This is a genomic window from Clostridium sp. CTA-5 (genome assembly GCF_054768135.1).
The window spans coordinates 330,996-350,170 of the sequence record NZ_BAAAAT010000003.1; the positions used below are offsets into that span (position 1 = coordinate 330,996).

18 protein-coding genes are annotated in these 19,175 nt (G+C 29.6%); 17 read left to right on the forward strand and 1 reads right to left on the reverse strand.

Annotated elements, in window-relative coordinates; all coding sequences use genetic code 11:
- Positions 1-132: 132 nt before the first annotated feature.
- Both ACYUET_RS09470 and nifJ read left to right on the forward strand, forming a co-directional pair.
- A complete protein-coding gene (locus ACYUET_RS09470; protein WP_460279083.1) occupies positions 133-558 on the forward strand; it encodes a flavodoxin domain-containing protein in 426 nt (141 codons plus the stop codon).
- Between the two features lie 118 nt (positions 559-676).
- Positions 677-4,189 (forward strand): pyruvate:ferredoxin (flavodoxin) oxidoreductase, encoded by a 3,513-nt coding sequence (gene nifJ / locus ACYUET_RS09475; protein ID WP_460279084.1) that lies wholly within the window; start codon positions 677-679, stop codon positions 4,187-4,189.
- A 31-nt stretch (positions 4,190-4,220) separates the two neighbouring features.
- Here nifJ and ACYUET_RS09480 read toward each other — a convergent pair whose 3' ends face one another.
- Entirely contained in the window at positions 4,221-4,373 is a 153-nt protein-coding gene (locus tag ACYUET_RS09480) for a hypothetical protein (protein WP_460279086.1), read from the reverse strand.
- A gap of 308 nt (positions 4,374-4,681) precedes the next feature.
- Here ACYUET_RS09480 and ACYUET_RS09485 point away from each other — a divergent pair, with 308 nt between their 5' ends.
- From ACYUET_RS09485 to fliY, 15 genes are all read left to right on the forward strand, one after another.
- Positions 4,682-5,053, forward strand: a complete 372-nt coding sequence (locus ACYUET_RS09485; protein ID WP_460279087.1) for a DUF1292 domain-containing protein — start codon at positions 4,682-4,684, stop codon at positions 5,051-5,053.
- A gap of 331 nt (positions 5,054-5,384) precedes the next feature.
- The gene (locus ACYUET_RS09490; protein WP_460279088.1) at positions 5,385-6,578 is read left to right on the forward strand and encodes a pyridoxal phosphate-dependent aminotransferase; all 1,194 of its coding nucleotides are present in this window, start codon (positions 5,385-5,387) and stop codon (positions 6,576-6,578) included.
- Between the two features lie 165 nt (positions 6,579-6,743).
- Positions 6,744-7,382 carry an HAD-IB family hydrolase gene (locus ACYUET_RS09495; RefSeq protein WP_460279090.1) on the forward strand — a complete coding sequence of 213 codons (639 nt, stop codon included), beginning with the start codon at positions 6,744-6,746 and terminating at the stop codon, positions 7,380-7,382.
- Positions 7,383-7,411: 29 nt separating this feature from the next.
- Positions 7,412-8,218 (forward strand): aminotransferase class IV, encoded by an 807-nt coding sequence (locus tag ACYUET_RS09500; protein WP_460279091.1) that lies wholly within the window; start codon positions 7,412-7,414, stop codon positions 8,216-8,218.
- A 94-nt stretch (positions 8,219-8,312) separates the two neighbouring features.
- Positions 8,313-10,298 carry a DUF342 domain-containing protein gene (locus tag ACYUET_RS09505; RefSeq protein ID WP_460279092.1) on the forward strand — a complete coding sequence of 662 codons (1,986 nt, stop codon included), beginning with the start codon at positions 8,313-8,315 and terminating at the stop codon, positions 10,296-10,298.
- A gap of 14 nt (positions 10,299-10,312) precedes the next feature.
- The gene (locus ACYUET_RS09510) at positions 10,313-10,762 is read left to right on the forward strand and encodes a chemotaxis protein CheW (protein WP_460279094.1); all 450 of its coding nucleotides are present in this window, start codon (positions 10,313-10,315) and stop codon (positions 10,760-10,762) included.
- A gap of 8 nt (positions 10,763-10,770) precedes the next feature.
- Positions 10,771-11,259, forward strand: coding sequence for a chemotaxis protein CheD (locus ACYUET_RS09515; RefSeq protein ID WP_460279095.1), 489 nt, complete (start codon positions 10,771-10,773; stop codon positions 11,257-11,259).
- Positions 11,260-11,272: 13 nt separating this feature from the next.
- Positions 11,273-12,388 carry a protein-glutamate methylesterase/protein-glutamine glutaminase gene (locus ACYUET_RS09520; protein WP_460279096.1) on the forward strand — a complete coding sequence of 372 codons (1,116 nt, stop codon included), beginning with the start codon at positions 11,273-11,275 and terminating at the stop codon, positions 12,386-12,388.
- A 9-nt stretch (positions 12,389-12,397) separates the two neighbouring features.
- Complete coding sequence (locus ACYUET_RS09525; protein WP_460279097.1) at positions 12,398-13,165, forward strand: CheR family methyltransferase; 768 nt, start codon at positions 12,398-12,400, stop codon at positions 13,163-13,165.
- 13 nt (positions 13,166-13,178) lie between these two features.
- Positions 13,179-15,230 carry a chemotaxis protein CheW gene (locus ACYUET_RS09530; RefSeq protein ID WP_460279098.1) on the forward strand — a complete coding sequence of 684 codons (2,052 nt, stop codon included), beginning with the start codon at positions 13,179-13,181 and terminating at the stop codon, positions 15,228-15,230.
- Between the two features lie 24 nt (positions 15,231-15,254).
- The gene (locus ACYUET_RS09535) at positions 15,255-15,854 is read left to right on the forward strand and encodes a chemotaxis protein CheC (protein WP_460279099.1); all 600 of its coding nucleotides are present in this window, start codon (positions 15,255-15,257) and stop codon (positions 15,852-15,854) included.
- A 19-nt stretch (positions 15,855-15,873) separates the two neighbouring features.
- A complete protein-coding gene (locus tag ACYUET_RS09540) occupies positions 15,874-16,233 on the forward strand; it encodes a response regulator (RefSeq protein WP_460279100.1) in 360 nt (119 codons plus the stop codon).
- A gap of 26 nt (positions 16,234-16,259) precedes the next feature.
- Entirely contained in the window at positions 16,260-16,655 is a 396-nt protein-coding gene (locus ACYUET_RS09545; RefSeq protein WP_460279101.1) for a chemotaxis protein CheW, read from the forward strand.
- 21 nt (positions 16,656-16,676) lie between these two features.
- Complete coding sequence (gene fliM / locus ACYUET_RS09550) at positions 16,677-17,672, forward strand: flagellar motor switch protein FliM (RefSeq protein ID WP_460279102.1); 996 nt, start codon at positions 16,677-16,679, stop codon at positions 17,670-17,672.
- Positions 17,665-18,855 (forward strand): flagellar motor switch phosphatase FliY, encoded by a 1,191-nt coding sequence (gene fliY / locus ACYUET_RS09555; RefSeq protein WP_460279104.1) that lies wholly within the window; start codon positions 17,665-17,667, stop codon positions 18,853-18,855. The genes fliM and fliY overlap by 8 nt, the downstream gene beginning before the upstream one ends.
- Positions 18,856-19,175: the final 320 nt, after the last annotated feature.

Consider the following 19,175-nt stretch of genomic DNA (forward strand, 5'->3'; position numbering starts at 1 on the left):
ATATATATAATTGTCTAAGTTTAAGCAATGAAACCTTGCAAAAAAAAATATGTGATATATAATAAAGTATGTAAGTCTATTTAATTTTCATTAGAGAGTTAATTATTTAACGAAAGGTGAGGTGCTATTTTTATGAAAAAGGTGTCAATCATTTATTGGAGTTGTGGTGGGAATATAGAGATTCTTGCTAATATGATGGCAGATAGCGCTGAAAAATTAGGAGCAGAAGTAACTCTAAAACATGTTACAGATGCAACAATTGAAGACGTCTTAGAAGCAGACTCTGTGGCGTTTGGAAGTCCTGCTATGGATGAAAATAATATAGAACAGCAAGAAATGCAACCATTTCTTGAAAAACTAAAAGATTTACCTATTAAAAATAAAAATTGTGTTTTATTTGGAACTCATGGATGGATTGAGGATACGTTTATGAAATTGTGGGCGCATACAATGAAATCATATGGGCTTAATTTGATTGGAGAATTAATTGTAAAAGAATCACCAACAAAGGAACAATTAAAACAAGCTGAATTTTTAGGGGAAAAACTTGCTAAATAATATTGTTTATGAGGTAGTCAATTAAGACTTACTTTTATAATATATTTAAATTTAATATAATATATTTAAATTTAATTTTAAAATTTAACTTTTAAATAATAGAAAGAAGGGTCATGCGATGAGAAAAATGAAAACTATGGATGGTAATACTGCAGCAGCTCATATATCTTATGCATTTACTGAAGTTACTGCAATATACCCAATCACTCCATCATCACCAATGGCAGAACATGTTGATGAATGGGTTGCACAAGGAAGAAAGAATATATTTGGACAACCAGTAAGAGTTATGGAAATGCAATCAGAGGCTGGTGCAGCTGGTGCAGTTCATGGATCATTACAATCAGGAGCTTTAACAACTACTTATACAGCTTCTCAAGGTTTATTATTAATGATACCAAACATGTACAAAATTGCTGGTGAAATGTTACCTGGAGTATTCCATGTATCAGCAAGAGCTTTAGCTACTTCATCATTAAATATCTTTGGAGATCACCAAGATGTTATGGCAGCAAGACAAACTGGTTTTGCAATGCTTGCTGAAGGATCAGTTCAAGAAGTTATGGATTTAGCAGCAGTTGCACATTTAACAGCTATTAAATCAAGAATTCCATTCTGTAATTTCTTTGATGGTTTCAGAACTTCTCATGAAATACAAAAAATTGAAGTTCTTGAATATGACGAGCTAGCTAAATTAGTAGACTGGAATTCAGTTGAAGCTTTCAGAGCTAGAGCATTAAATCCAGATCGTCCTGTAACTAGAGGTACTGCTCAAAATGCAGATATCTATTTCCAAGAAAGAGAATCTGTAAATAAATTCTACGATTCACTTCCAGATGTAGTTGAAGGATACATGGCTGAAATCACTAAATTAACTGGCAGAGAATATCACTGTTTCGATTACTATGGTGCACCAGATGCAGACAGAGTAATAGTAGCAATGGGTTCAGCAACTGATGTATGTGAAGAAACTATAGATTACTTAAATGCTAACGGACAAAAAGTTGGTGTTGTTAAGGTAAGATTATTTAGACCATTCTCAAATGAAAAATTATTAGCAGCTATTCCAAAAACAGCTAAGAAAATCGCTGTTTTAGATAGAACTAAAGAACCAGGTTCTGCTGGAGAACCACTATACTTAGATGTTAGAAATGCTTTCTTTGGACAAGCTGATGCACCATTAGTTATCGGTGGAAGATTCGGTTTAGGATCAAAAGATCCAAATCCAGGACACATTGCGGCAGTTTATGAAAACTTAGCAAAAGAAGAACCAAAGAACGGATTTACTATAGGTATAGTTGATGACGTTACTAACACTTCATTAGAAGTTCATGAAGATATAGATGCTACTCCAGAAGGAACTACAGCTTGTAAGTTCTGGGGATTAGGATCAGACGGTACTGTTGGAGCTAACAAGAGTGCTATCAAAATCATTGGAGACCATACAGACATGTATGCTCAAGGATACTTCTTCTATGATTCAAAGAAATCAGGTGGAATCACAGTATCTCACTTAAGATTTGGTAAGAAAGCAATAAAATCACCATACTTAATCAACAAAGCTGATTTTGTTTCTTGTTCTAACCAATCATACATCCACAAATACAATGTACTTGATGGATTAAAGCCAGGTTCTACTTTCTTATTAAATACTATCTGGACTCCAGAAGATTTAGAAGAAAAATTACCTGCATCATATAAGAGATTTATAGCTAACAACAACATTAAGTTCTATACTTTAAATGCTGTAGCTATCGCTCAAGAAATTGGTCTTGGTGGAAGAATCAACATGATAATGCAATCAGCTTTCTTTAAGTTAGCTAGAATTATCCCTGTTGAAGATGCAATTAAATACTTAAAAGATGCTGTTGTAACTTCTTACGGTAAGAAGGGTGAAAAAGTTGTTAACATGAACAACGCAGCTATCGATAAGGGTGTTGAAGCAATCGTTGAAATCAAAATACCAGAAGCTTGGAAAACAGCTGTAGATGAAGAAACAGCTGATACTAAGAAAAAATCAGATTTCGTTAAGAATATAGTTATTCCAATGAACAGACAAGAAGGAGATGCTCTTCCAGTTTCAACATTTGTAGGAATGGAAGATGGTACATTTGAAGCAGGTACAGCAGCTTTCGAAAAGAGAGGAATCGCTGTAAATGTTCCTGAATGGGATTCAGAAAAATGTATCCAATGTAACCAATGTTCATATGTTTGTCCACATGCTTCAATCAGACCAGTTCTTTTAACTGAAGCTGAAAAGAATGCTGCACCAGATTCATTAACAGCAGTAGCTGCTAAGGGATTAAAGACAGAAGCACCATTATTCTACAACATGGCAGTTGCACCTTTAGACTGTTCAGGATGTGGAAACTGTGCTCAAATATGTCCAGCACCAGGAAAAGCATTAGTTATGAAACCACAAGAAAGTCAACATGACAAGATAGAAGCTTGGGATTATGCAATGGATGTAGTAGCACCAAAAGCTAATCCAATGAACAAGAATACAGTTAAGGGTAGCCAATTTGAGCAACCATTACTTGAATTCTCAGGAGCTTGTGCAGGTTGTGGAGAAACTCCATATGCTAAGCTTATAACTCAATTATTTGGAGATAGAATGATGATTGCAAACGCAACTGGATGTTCATCAATCTGGGGTGGATCTGCACCTTCAACTCCATACACAACTAACCATAATGGACATGGTCCAGCTTGGGCTAACTCATTATTCGAAGACAATGCTGAATTCGGATTAGGTATGCATCTAGGAGTTAAAGCAATAAGACAAAGAATTGCTGAAAATGCTGAAAAAGCAATAGCTGAAGGAATCGAAGAAGAAGCTAAAGTTGCTCTTCAAGAATGGTTAGATAATGCTCAAGAAGGAAACGGAACTAGAGAAAGAGCTGATAAAGTAGTTGCTGCTTTAGAAAAATCTAATCATGAATTAGCTAAAGTAATCTTAAAAGATAAAGAATACTTAGTTAAGAGATCACAATGGATCTTTGGAGGAGATGGATGGGCTTACGACATCGGATACGGTGGAGTTGACCATGTATTAGCTAGTGGAGAAGATGTAAATATATTTGTATTTGATACAGAAGTTTACTCAAATACTGGAGGTCAATCATCTAAATCTACACCAACTGCTGCAATAGCTAAATTTGCTGCAAGTGGTAAGAGAACTAAGAAGAAAGATCTTGGTATGATGGCTATGACTTACGGTTATGTATATGTAGCACAAATTAATATGGGAGCTGATAAGAATCAAGCACTTAAAGCTATTGCAGAAGCAGAAGCTTATAAGGGACCATCATTAATCATAGGTTATGCTCCATGTATCAACCATGGTATAAGAATTGGTATGGGTAACAGCCAATTAGAAGCTAAGAGAGCTACTGATTGTGGATACTGGTCAATGTACAGATTTAATCCAGAATTAAAGGGAACTAAGAATCCATTTGTATTAGATTCTAAGGAACCAACTGCTGACTTTAAAGAATTCTTAATGGGAGAAGTAAGATATGCTTCACTTGCTAAAGCATTCCCAGAAGCTGCAGATGCTTTATTTGAAAAGACTTATAAAGATGCTATGGACAGATTAGAAGGATACAAAAAATTAGCTAGTCAAGAATAGTATTCTTAATAATTTAGATTTAAAGGGATGATCATTTTTGATCATCTCTTTTTTTAATACATGAAAATATAAAATTTGTTTGAGTAAAAATATTGATAAAATCTAATGCTATAGATTTATAATCTGATTGTCCATTGTCCATTGTCCATTGTCCATTGTCCATTGTCCATTGTCCATTGTCCATTGTCCATTGTCCATTGTCCATTGTCCATTGAAGTACAATGTATCTATTTTGTTTTGCACAAGAAAGTATATTTAAATTAGGATGGAACTCTTTTATGTGCATAAAAAATAGAGATAAGTATAAAAATAATATAAAGAGATTTATTTGATGAATTTTCATATTAATGAAAAATTTTTATTTTAAGGGTTTTAATTTTTTCTATTTAAGGGTAGAATTATTATGGAGATTAAGCAATATAATTTAGACAGGTGTTATACATAAGCAAATACAGTTGTCTATGTATTTTAAAAGGAGGAATAAATTTAATTATGGATAAAGATTTAGAAAAATGTGGATGTGGATGCGAAGAAAATAATGGATGTGGCTGTGGAGATCATGGACACGATCACGAACATGGATGCGGTTGTGGAGGACACGATCATGACCATGAATGCGGATGTGGATGCGGAGATGAAGAAGCTTTTGTTGTAGATTTAGAAGACGATAATGGAAATATAATTTCATGTCCTATAATTGATGCATTTGAATTTGAAGGAAAAGAATATATATTAGCTCAAAATTCAGAAGAAGATTCAGTTTATTTATTTAGAACTGAGGGAGAAGAACTTGTAGTTCCTGAAGAAGAAGAATTTGATAGAGTATCAACTTACTATCAAGAAGATTTAGCAGGACAAGAATAATAAATATTATTATTTATAAGATAGGTTTTAGCATATTGCTAAAACCTATTTAGGCATATGAAAGAAAATAACAAGTCCAAAATGCTATGATTATTTTTCATTAAGGAAGGAACCCAGATTGACCTCATAGCAAGTCTATTAGGGAAATTTGTTGATGCAGCTTGGTGGAAAGTAGGTTTGGCATATGGACTCGTTATTTTTTGGAATGTACTTTATTTACAACTTAAACTATAAATGTTATATTTTATTCTATAAAGAAGTATTCATTTAATAGATTAACTAAACATAATATGAAATTTATTAATATTTATAAACAATGGAGGAGAAAGGAATGGAGTTATCTAGAAAAGCTGAAAATATTAATCCATCAATTACGTTGGAAATTACAGCTAAAGCAAAAGAACTTAAAAAGTCAGGGGTAGATGTAGTTAGTTTTGGAGCGGGAGAACCAGACTTTAATACTCCGCAAAACATTATTAATGCAGCGATAAAGGCAATGGAAGAAGGAAAAACTAAATATACTCCAGCAGGAGGAATTTTAGAATTAAAGGAAACTATATGTGATAAATTTAAAAATGATAATAATTTATCCTATAAGCCAAATCAAGTAACTATATCAACAGGAGCAAAACAATGCTTGGCAAATGTATTTATGGCAATATTAAATCCTGGTGATGAGGTATTAATACCAATACCATATTGGGTTAGTTATCCGGAACTTGTAAAGTTAGCTGATGGAATTCCTGTATTTGTTCAAACTTCTAAAGAAAATAATTATAAATATACATTAGAAGAGCTAGAATCTGCTGTTACAGATAAAACAAAAGCTATAATATTAAATAGTCCAAACAATCCAACAGGAACAATTTATCATGAAGAAGAACTTAGAATAATAGCGGACTTTGCCAAAAAACATGATATACTTATAATTTCAGATGAAATATATGAAAAATTGATATATGATAATGAAAAACATATAAGTATAGCAAGTTTAAATGAAGATGCATACAATAGGACTATAGTTATAAATGGTGTATCAAAAACTTATGCAATGACTGGTTGGAGATTAGGATATGTAGCTGCAAGTGAAAAAATAACAAAACTTATGACTAGTATACAAAGTCATATGACATCAAATGTTAATACAATAACTCAATATGCTACAATTGAAGCATTAACTGGACCAAAAGAAAATTTAGAAAAAATGATAAGTGAATTTGAAAGCAGAAGAAATTTTATGCTTGATAAATTGAGTAAGGTAAATGAAGTATCTATAATAAAACCTAATGGAGCTTTCTATGTAATGGTTAATATAGAAAAGTATTTAAATACTACTTTTAAAGGAGAGGAAATAAATGACTCTCTTGATTTTGCTAGAGTTTTATTAGAAGAAGAAAAAGTTGCAGTAATACCTGGTTCAGGATTTGGCTTAGATAATTATATAAGACTGTCATATGCAACATCTATTGATATAATAGAAAAAGGAATTGATAGATTGTCTATATTTTTAAGTAAAATTAAATAGATTTATATAGCTGTTTTGAGTTAAAAGATTTATTTTGGATATAATAATTAAAAAGATTTTATAAACCTCTTGTTTTAAACATGAGGTTTTTTAAACGAATTTACTATATACAAAGAAATAAATTAGTTAATGTTTAAATTATAAGTAAAAGGAAAGAGTTTAAAAATGAGAAAAATAGCAATATTTGATATAGATTATACTATTACTAAAAAGGAAACTCTTATGGAGTTTTTTAAGTATTGTGTAAAAAAAGATATTAAAAATATAAAATTTTTACCAAGAGCATTATATTGTGGAATTATGTATTCAGTAAAAGTATATGATGAAAAAATGGTAAAAGAAAACTTTTTAAAATTTATAGATGGTATAGAAGAAAAGGCTTTAGAAGAACTTGTAGAAGATTTTTATAGTGAAAGATTAACCAGAATTTTATATAATGATGCTATTGATATGATGAAAAAACTGAAGTCTGAAGGGTATGATATATATTTAATATCAGCTTCACCAGAATTCTATATAAATAAATTTTATAAAATAAAAGAAGTTGATAGAATAATTGGAACTAAGTTTAAGTTTGACAAAGGTAAGTTTATAAGACAAATGGATGGCTGTAATTGTAAAGGTGAAGAAAAAGTAAGACGTTTAAAAGAGTTTCTTAAACAAGAAAATATAGAAGTGGATTTTAAAGAATCATATATGTTTTCAGACTCCTTGTCAGACAAACCACTTTTAGATTTAGTAGGTAAACCATATTTGATTAACTATAAAAAGAAACATGACTTTGAAATCTTAAAATGGAAATAGGTATATTATTATATAAAGGGGAGAATATTATGGACGCTATTAATAATTTTTTTATTGAAGATTATAAGATTAAGGAAATAACAACTATAGACGAAAATGAAATAAAGAATAAAGTTATATATGAAGTTTTAAGAGTAATACATGGTAAAGCACTTTTTTTAGAAAATCATTTAGTACGAATGAAAAACTCTTTTAAATTAATAAATTTAAATTATCCTTTAAATGATAAAGAATTAACTAAAAGTATAGAAGAATTGATACAAAAAAATAATAAGTTAGAAGGAAATATAAAGATAACTTACAATGTAGATAATAAAAAATTAAAGATATTTTTTATAAAACATAATTACCCAATTGAATCCATGTATGAAAATGGTGTTAAAACTATTCTATATTTTGGAGAAAGAGAAAACCCAAATGCTAAAATAGTTAATCAAACTTTTAGAGATAAAGTAAATAATAAAATTAAAGAAGAGAATGCTTATGAAGCTATATTGGTTGACAGAAATGGTTATATAACAGAAGGAAGTAAATCTAATATATTTATGATAAAGGATAATGTATTATTAACTTCACCAGTTAAAGCTGTATTACCAGGAGTTACAAGAAAAGAGATAATAGAGGTAGCTACTGAAAATAATATAGAAGTTAAGGAGTTGGAATATAAATACTCTGATATAAAAGAGTTAGATGGAATGTTTATATGTGGAACATCACCTAAAGTACTTCCGATAAATCAGGTTGATAATATAAAATTTGACAAAAATAATTCCATTATAAAGAATATAATGGAATATTATAATAAAAAAATTGAAGATTATATCAATAAACATTAAATGGGAAAATAAGTAATATAAAATAGTGTGTATTAAATTGTTTTACCATGTGTTATACTAAAAAAAACAATTATTTTTATGGGAGTTGAGAGTTATGGGGCTTTTGTTTTCGGGGACTACATTAGATGAATGCTTAAAAAATGCATCTGATGAATTAAAAATTCCTCTGGAATCATTGAGATATAAAATTGTAGAACAAAAACATATTTTTTTTAAAAGACATGTTAAAATAGAAGTTTCACAATATGATACTGTTACTAAAGAAGACTCTGATATGCTTATAACGGAAGCAGAAGAGCAAGTAAAAGGTAATGAAAATAGCGTTATAGATAAGAAAAACGAAAAAGGCATAAAAGTAGAAAATGGAAAGCTTATAATTGTCGACCCAAACTATTTAGATACAAATTGTGTAACAATACAACCTTGTGATGGTATTAATTTATTAATTGATGGAAAAGAATGTACAAGCACTACAGTAGTGCGTTCAAATGAAAATATTGAAATTGAAGATATTAAGAAAAATGCAACTAGAAAAGTTGATTTATCTATATCGAAAGATAAAATGGAAGCTTATATAACCATTATTTATACACCTGAATATTATTATGAATTAATAGATAAGCCATGTTGCGACAATCTTGTATTAGAAGTGAGAGAGGTAGAGGGTAAATATCCTCCTAAATATACTTGTGATGAAATATTAACAATATTAAAAGAAAATAAAATTGTATATGGGATAATGAAAGATAACTTAAATGATATATGTAAAAGCGGAAATTCTGTAGAACGTGTATTAGTGGCAAAAGGAGATCAAATTGTAAAAGATATACCTGATAACATACAAGTATTTTTTGAAACAACTAAAAAGAGGATATTAACAGATGAAAATGAGAGAGTAGATTATAGAAATATGTATTCAATCTCTAATGTAAAAGTAGATGATGTTTTAGCAGAAAAAGTTCAAGGAAAAGATGGTAAAGATGGGATTGACATCTTTGGCAAAAAAGTAAATAGAATACACGCTAAGAAAATAGTACTAAAGGCAGGAGAAGGTTGTACATTAAAAGATAATAAAGTTATAGCATTGATAGAAGGTAGACCATCATGTAAATCAGGAGTATATAGTGTTAATAAAGTATATACTATTAATGATGTAGATATGAAAAGTGGAAATATAAATTTTATAGGTGATGTTGAAATAACTGGCAGTATAAAGTATGGTACAGAAGTAAAATGTGGAAATTCGGTTACTGTCAAAAAAAATGTTGAAGAAGCAAAAATTTCTGCAGGAGGACAAATTACTGTAGAAGCAAATGTATTAAATTCTAAAATAACTTCAGGTTCAGAAGATATTAATAAAAAAAAGCATTTAGAAATCTTAAAACAATACGAAACTATAATAGAGGAATTAATTATTGCTGTAAAACAAATAAAAGATAAAAGACTTTTAGGTGATAATAAATGTGATGGTGAAATAATAAAAATATTAATAGAAAATAAATTCAAAAACATTCCACGATTATCTATGCTTATAATAAGTTTTGAGTTAAGTGATGGAATAACTGAAAGTGCAATGCTTACCTTTATTAGAGAGAAAATTATAGGACTTGGTCCTATTAATATAAAAAATTATTTTGAATTATATGAATTAAAAAAAATGGTATTAACTGAAATAGATACATTATCAGAAGAAATAACAATTCCAACAGATATATATGTAAGTTATGCTCAAGATTCAACGATTGAGGCATCAGGAAATGTTTTTATAACTGGTAAAGGTCAATATGTATCTAAGATAACAGCATTAAAAAATATTGAATTTACTCAAAGTGGTTCTGTATGTAGGGGTGGTGTTCTATGTGCTGGAAATGAAGTAAAGTTAAAAACTGTAGGTAGTATAGCAGGAGTGCTTACTAGAATAGAAGTGCCAAGAAATGGGATTATTACTGCAGACATAGCTTATCAGAACACAGTTTTTTGTTTTGGAGAAAAGCAAATAATATTGGATTTAGCCTCTCGTGATGTAAAAGCTTATTTGGGTAAAGATGGTATGATAAATGTTGATAAGTTTTTACTATAGGAGGTAAAAAGTGTATGGAAAGTAATGAAATGAAAATATTAATATTTAGCTTAAATAATGAACATTATGCTACGGATATAAAGGATGTAGAAAGAATTTTAGGTTATGAAGAACCAACAGTTCTTCCAGAGGCACCTTCTTTTGTAAAAGGAGTAATTAATTATCAGGAAAGTATACTTCCAATAATAAGTTTATCAAGAAAATTTAATTTTGGTGATGACAAAGATAATGAAAATAGAAAGATTATAGTCGTAAAAAGAGATGATAAAAAATTTGGAATTATTGTAGAAAATGTTTATGAAGTTAAAGATATTGACAACTCTTTAATAGAAGTATCTCCTCCTATTACAGCTACAATATCAAAAACTTATATTAAGGGTTTAATAAGATTAGAGAATAATATAGTAATACTTTTAGATTTAGATAAGATATTATCTTTAGAGGAAGAACAAAGTATATTTTAGGGGGTAAAATGGAGAGTACAGAAGTAAAAGTTGGAATAGCAGATTTGAATTTGGTATTTTCACCAGGTAAAATCATGACTATAGGTTTAGGTTCATGTATTGGAATAGCATTATATGATAAGACTATGAAATTAGCAGGATTATCACATATAATGCTTCCAGATAGTACTCAGTTTAAAAATGTAACAAACCCAATGAAGTTTGCAGATCTGGCTATTCCTTTACTAATAAAAAAGATGGAAGAAAAAGGTTGTAAAAAAAGAAACTTAGTAGCAAAAATTGCTGGTGGGGCTTCTATGTTTAATTTTTCAGATAAAAGCATGGTTGGTGATATTGGCAAAAGAAATGCAGAAGCAGTAAAAAAATCATTAAGTGATATAAGGATTCCTATAATAGCAGAACAAGTTGGAGGAAATAAAGGAAGAACTATGATTGTTGATGCTTTAGACGGTAAAGTTACACTTAAAATTGTTGGTATAGGAATAGTTGAATTGTAAAGAGGTGAGTAAGTTGAATAAAATAAAAGTTATTGTTGTTGATGACTCAGCTTTTATGAGAAAATTAATATCGGAAATGATACAAGAACAAGAAGATTTTGATGTTGTAGCTAAATTTAGAAATGGAAAAGAACTTATCCAAAAAATAGATCAATATAATCCTGATATTATAACATTAGATTTAGAAATGCCTGAAATGGATGGATTAACAACACTTAAAGAACTACAAAAAAAACCTAGAGATTATTCAGTAATTATGCTAAGTAGTTTAACATCTCAAGGATCAGAAAAAACTATGGAGTGTTTAGAAAATGGGGCTATTGACTTCATTGCTAAGCCTTCAGGAAGTATCTCACTAGATATTAAAAAAATTCAGGATAGCCTTGTAGAAAAAATTAGGAATATTGCAGTAAAGAAAAAGATTGTTTCTAATATACCAAAACCTATGGCTACTTTTGATTCTAGAACCTCTTCAACTAAGCTAAATAATCTATCAAATGATAGTAAAATAAATAAGGTGAAAAAGATAGAGCAGACTAATTTACTAAACATAAAGAATAAAAAGATTGAAGCAATTGTTATAGGTGCATCGACAGGTGGTCCTAAGGCTCTTCAACAAGTATTAACTAAATTTCCAGCAGATATAGGAGTACCTATATTCGTTGTACAACATATGCCACAAGGATTCACTAAAGCTTTTGCAGAAAGATTAGATAGGCTTTGTAATGTTAAAGTTATAGAAGCTGATGAAGGAATGAAAATTATAAGTAATACTATTTATATTGCAAAAGGTGGATACCATATGACTGTTGGAACAGATGGTAAAATACATTTAAATGAAGAACCAGCAATATGGGGAGTTAGACCAGCAGTAGATAAACTCTTTGACTCAGCTATAAAAGCTTATAGAGGAAACTTGGTATCAGCAGTTTTGACTGGTATGGGAAGAGATGGAGCGCAAGGTACAAGTAACATAAAAGATTATGGTGGGGTTACAATATCAGAAGATGAATCAACTTGTACTATTTATGGCATGCCAAAAGCAGCTTTTGAAACTGGAAAAGTGGATTTAGTTTTACCCCTTAATAATATAGCAGAACAAATAACTAAAATTGTAAAAAAATATTAGGAGGCTATTATGGATTTTAATGATTTTCATAAATGGGTTCATAAAGAACTAGGAATAAATTTATCTGCTTATAAGCCCGATCAACTTAACAGAAGAATAGATAGTTTAATGAGTAGGGTTGGAATCAAATCATTAGATGAATATGCAAAAGTAATAAAATCTAATCCAGAGCAAAAGCAAAAGTTTTTAGATTTTATTACGATAAATGTAACAGAGTTTTTTAGAAACCCTGAATTATTTGATGATTTAGAAAAAAAAATAACTACAGAATTATTACCTAATAATCCAAATTTGAAAATTTGGAGTGCAGCATGTTCAATTGGATGTGAACCATATACTATTGGAATGATTTTAAATAAAATAGCTCCAAATGGAAGACATACAATTATTGCAACAGATATTGATAATACTATTTTATCTAAGGCTAAAATAGGAGAATATACTAATAATGAAATGAAAAATGTTAAAAATAATGAATTAAGTAAATATTTTGAGATTAAGGGCGATAAATACTATATAAATAATAAAATTAAATCTATGGTTACATTTAAAAAGCACGATTTAATTTTAGATAGATATGATAATAACTTTGATTTGATAATTTGTAGAAATGTTGTTATTTATTTTAATAATGATACTAAAGCTGAAATTTATAAAAAATTTAGTAATTCATTAAAAAAAGGTGGGCTTTTATTTGTAGGAGCTACAGAAAGTATTTATAATTATAAAGAATATGGTTTTGAAAAAGCAGCTACCTTTATTTACAAAAAATTATAGGGGGGATAATATTATGGATACATCTCAATATATGACTATGTTTTTAGAAGAATCTTTAGATAATCTTCAAACACTAAATGAGTCACTTTTAGATTTAGAACAGACTCCAGATGACATTGATAAAGTTAATGAGATATTTAGAGTAGCTCATACAATTAAGGGTATGGCAGCAACGATGGGTTTTACAGATGTTGCTGAATTAACTCATAAGATGGAAGATGTATTAGCTAAATTTAGAGATGGTGATTTAAGAGTAACTCAAAAAGTTGTAACTGTTTTATTTGATTGTTTAGACACATTAGAGAAAATGATTGATAATATACAATCAGGAATAGAAGACAAAGTTGAAATAAACGACATAATCGAATCTTTAGAACATATAGCTATAGAGGGAAAAAATGAAACTCAAGAAGAGTCTATAGAAATTACAGCTGATATTACAGAAAGTGAATTACAAAATAGTAATTCAGAATTTAAGTTAAATCAATATGATTTATCAGTAATTAAACAAGCAAAAGAAAAGTCTTACAATGTTATTGAAGTAAAAATTAAATTAAGTGAGAATACACTTTTAAAATCAGCAAGAGCTTTTCTAATAGTAAAAGATCTTGAAGATCATGGAGAAATCTTAAAGTCAAATCCTTCAACTGAAGATATTGAAAATGAAGAGTTTGATTTAGAATTAAGTTTTATATTAGTAACTCATAATTCGATTGAGGATATAAGCACTCTAGTTAATGGAATTTCAGAAGTTGATAATGTTGAAGTATCAATGATAGAAGTGAATATTGATGAAATTGAAGCTAAGGAAGTTCAAGAAAAAGTTGGTAAAGAATCTCAAGATACAACTTCAACTTCTAATAGTGCTGCTCAAAATAAACCTGTAGCTGAAAATAAAATTAAAAAATCAAATTCTGTAAAAAAAGATTCTAAAAAAGCACATCAATCAGTAAGAGTTGATTTGGTAAGAATAGATAATCTAATGAATATGGTATCAGAACTTGTTATTTATAGGACAAGACTTGAACAAATAGTTATTGATCATAAATCACAAGAATTAAATGAAACATTAGAACAAGTTGGAAGAACAACTTCTGATCTTCAAGACTTGGTAATGAAAATCAGAATGTTACCTTTAGATACTGTATTTAATAGATTCCCAAGAATGATAAGAGATGTTTCAATAGAATTAAATAAGGAAATTAATTTTATCATAGAAGGTGCAGAAACAGAGTTAGATAGAACTGTTATAGATGAAATTGGAGAACCATTAATTCATTTATTAAGAAATGCTGCAGACCATGGTATTGAATCTAAGGAAGAAAGAATAGCAGCAGGAAAGAACCCAGTTGGTACAGTTAGGTTAGTTGCATACCAAGAAGGAACAAAAGCATTAATTAAAGTAATAGATGATGGTGCAGGAATAAATGTTGAAAAAGTAAAAGCTAAAGCAGAACAAAAAGGTATAAGTACAGATGGATTGTCAGATAATGATATTAAGAATTTAATATTTGCTCAAGGATTTAGTACTAATGAGGTAGTAACTGACATATCAGGTAGAGGTGTTGGAATGGATGTTGTTAAAACAAAAATTTCAGCATTAGGTGGTACTGTTGATGTATTAAGTAAGGAAGGCGAAGGCTCAACATTTGTAATAAAACTTCCATTAACATTACAAATAATACAAGCATTGCTTGTAAAAGTAGGAGAAGAAACTCTTGCTATTTCATTAGGATTTATAGATAGAGTAATAGATTACAAAGAAGAAAATATAAAGACAAGTAATGGAAGAGAAGTTATTATTTATAGAGATAATGTTATTCCATTAGTAAGATTAAATGAAACTCTAGATATAGAGGCTGGTGAAACAGATAAAAAATTTGTTATAATAGTTAATGTGGGAGATAAAACTATAGGTTTATTAGTAGATTCATTGTTAGGACAGCAAGAAATAGTAATTAAACCATTAGGTGAAACATTAAAAGGATTAGATCAATATATCGGAGCTACAATATTAGGAAATGGATTAGTTACATTGATATTGGATGTAGGTGCGTTATTATAAGTATAATTTTAAAGGAGGTAGAAAATGGGATATACTAATTTTAATAGTATGCAGTTAGATGCTTTAAAAGAAGTATCTAATATTGGAGCTGGAAATGCAGCAACCTCTCTTTCAATGATGATGTCGCAAAAGATAGATATGACAGTACCGGCAGTAAATATTGTAAGGTTTGAAGATGTTATTGAATTAAATAGTGAAGAAGAAGTGGCTGGCATTGTTGTAAGAGCACTTGGAGATATAGCAGGAAATATTCTTTTGCTTTTTGATGGTGATAGAGCTAAGCATATTATAGAAAAATTGCTAGGAAAACAAGAGGATATTACTAGTGAACTTGGTAAATCGGTATTATGTGAGATAGCAAATATAGTTGCAGCATCTTATATGAATGCTATAGCAAAGTTTACTAATATGCATATTATTCCGTCAGTGCCTGCAGTTGCGTATGATATGTTAAGTGCTATATTAACAACAACATTTGCAGAATCTTGTCAATATGATGAAAATATACTTGACATAGAGACAATTTTCTTAGATGATACACAAGAGGAGATTGGAGCACATTTCTATTATGTGCCGATGCCAGGCTCTTTAGAAAAAATATTAAAATCAATTGGAGTAAATTAATTTTGGAGGTAAGATTTAAATGGCTAAAGTTTTAATTGTAGATGATGCAGCATTCATGAGAATGATGATAAAGGACATATTAGAAAAGAATGATTTTGAAATAGTGGGAGAAGCAAGCAATGGTGCAATTGCTGTAGAAATGTATAAGAAAGAAAAACCAGATGTTGTTACTATGGATATTACAATGCCAGATTTAGATGGAATTGAAGCAGTAAAACAAATAAGAGAATTTGATCCAAATGCAAAAATAATAATGTGTTCAGCTATGGGTCAACAATCAATGGTTATGGATGCAATAAGAGCTGGTGCAAAAGATTTTATAGTAAAACCATTCCAAGCGGATAGAGTGTTGGAAGCAATTAAAAAAGTACTTGGTTAAACTTCAAGTATGTGGGGGTGTATTAAATGCAAATAGTAGTATTTAAGTTAGGAAATGAACATTTTGCAGTAGAAACTGAAAGAGTTCAAAGTATTAATGATATGATGGGAATTACAAGAGTCCCTAAAGCACCTAGTTATATTAAGGGATTAATAAATTTAAGAGGAAGTATAAAATCTCTTGTAGACATAAATTTATTATTAAATGTTAATTCAAGTACTGAACAAAACAACATAATAATTTTGACTGTTAAGGATGAAGAAATTGGTATATCAGTTGATGAAGTTGATGAAGTATTGGATATAGATGAAAAAAACATACAAAAATTGGAAGAAGGAAATGGTCCAGATTATATAAAGGGCATAGTAGATTATAATGATAAACTTTTAACAATAATAAATATTGATAAGTTACTAAATTAATAGTGAAATGAGGGATAAAGAATGGCAGATGTTTTATCACAAAGTGAAATAGATGCCTTGTTATCTGCCTTATCTACAGGGGAATTAGAGCCAGAAGCTGTACCAAAAGAAGATGAAAAGCATAAGGTGAAACTTTATGATTTTAAGAGTCCGCAAAAATTCTCAAAAGATCATATAAGAACTCTTGAGTTAATTCATGATAATTTTGCGAGGATAATTTCTAATTACTTAACAGGACAAATAAGAAAAAATGTTAAAGTTAGAATAGAAACTGTAGAACAGATAACCTATGAGGAATTTATACATTCCGTACAAAACCCTACTATCATCACAATGTTTAAGATGCCCCCTTCAATAGGCACAATAATATTTGAAACAAATCCTCAATTGTCATTTCAAATATTAGATATTTTGCTTGGGGGCAGTGGAGATAGAAAAGTAGAGAGTAAGGAATTTTCTGATATTGATAAAAATATAATAAAACAAATTACAACAGGAATGATAGGCAACTTAAAATTAGCATGGGAAGATATTTTAGAGGTTAATCCAGAAGTTGAAGGAATAGAAACTAATCCAGCAATAAACCAAACATTAGCACCTAATGAACCTGTGGCACTTATTACATTCTCAGTAGAGTTTGGAGAACATAGCACCTTTATGAATATGTGTATTCCATATTTAAGTATAGAAAAAGTACTAGATAAATTAGTAGTACAATATTGGTTCCAAAATGATGATGAAGCATTAAGAGCTGAATCAAGAGTAAAGGTAGAAGATGCTATACAAAAGGTTGATATTGAAATTGTAGCAGAATTAGGAAGTACACATTTAATAGTAGATGATTTTCTAAAATTATCTGAAGGAGATATTATAAAACTTGATAATAAGAGTTCATCTCCAATAAAGGTATATGTGGGAAATGAAGACTGCTATTATGCTAAACCTGGTATAACAGGGAAGAATATGGGTGTTGCTATTTTAGATATAATAGACAAGGAAGTGAAAGAGTATGAGTAATAGTTTTCTATCACAAGATGAAATAAATGCACTTCTAGCAGGAGAAATTGAAAGTCAAGATACACAAGAATCGCCATCAGCTAGCGAAGCAAGTGAAGTGATAGAGTTGACAGATATTGAGAAAGATTTGTTGGGGGAAATTGGCAATATATCAATGGGCTCAGCATCTACAGCGCTTTACCAAATAATTAATCAAAATGTAAACATAACAACACCTGTAGTTTCTATAACAACATTAAAAGAAACAAAAGATTCTTTTGAAACACCAAATATTGTTCTAGATGTTGAATATACAGCAGGTATAGTAGGAAGAAACATATTAGTTATGAAAACAGCTGACGCAGCAGTGATAGCTAACCTTATGATGGGCGGAAATGGTGAAGTTCCAGAAAATCCAGAACTGTCTGAACTTGAAGTAAGTGCAGTACAAGAAGCTATGAATCAAATGATAGGTTCAGCAGCTACATCTATGGCTACTATGTTTTCAAGAAAGGTAGATATATCTCCACCGACCTCAAAGTTATGGAAAGAAAAAGCAGATCCTATTACAGAAACTTTATTAGAAGATGAGGAAATTGTAAGAGTTTCTTTTAGGTTAATTATAGGAAATCTTGTAGATAGTAATATAATGCAAATTTTACCTATGAAAACTGCTAAGAAAATTGTATCAATAATGATGGGTAAAGAAGAAGAAGAAGAGTCAGATAATAAAGCCCAATCTTCAGAAACTACATATGGTGAACAACCACAAGTAGCTGTTACAAGAGATAATAATATAGATAAAAAACAAGAAAGTAGGGAGGCTTCAACACACCAAATGTATGAAAAAACGATTGTAGAAGCACCAAAAGTGAAACAACAACCAGTGGAAGTGCATTCAGCAGCATTTGAACCATTAGGTCAAAGTGATGTCTCACAACCACCTAAAAATATAGATTTGATATTAGATGTTCCATTAGATATATCAGTAGTTTTAGGAAGAACTAAAAAGAATATAAAGGATATTTTAAATTTAAGTACTGGATCTTTAATAGAATTAGATAAACTTGCTGAAGAACCAGTTGAAATATTAGTTAATGGAAAGAAAATAGCTTATGGAGAAGTAGTTGTGGTTGATGAAAATTTTGGAGTAAGAATAACTAGTATAGCAAGTAGTGCTGAAAGAATAAAATCATTGAGATAAAATAATAAGTAGAGTAAATATAAATAGAGATAAGCTTTAATGAGTACTCAGGCAGTATATATACTAAAAGCATATCTCTATTTATATCTACATTTAAATTATAAAGATTCTAATACTTCAATCTAATAAAATATTTTAGGTACATTCAAAAAATAATAGACTAGTATGCTCGTCTATTTTGTGTCATACTGTATCAGTAAATTTAGCTAATAACGAGCTATTAACTGACTGACACAGAATATACAACACCTCTTTGGTCTATGATTTTATTTCATGTGCCTTAATAGAGATATGAGAAGATTAATATTACTATAATTTAG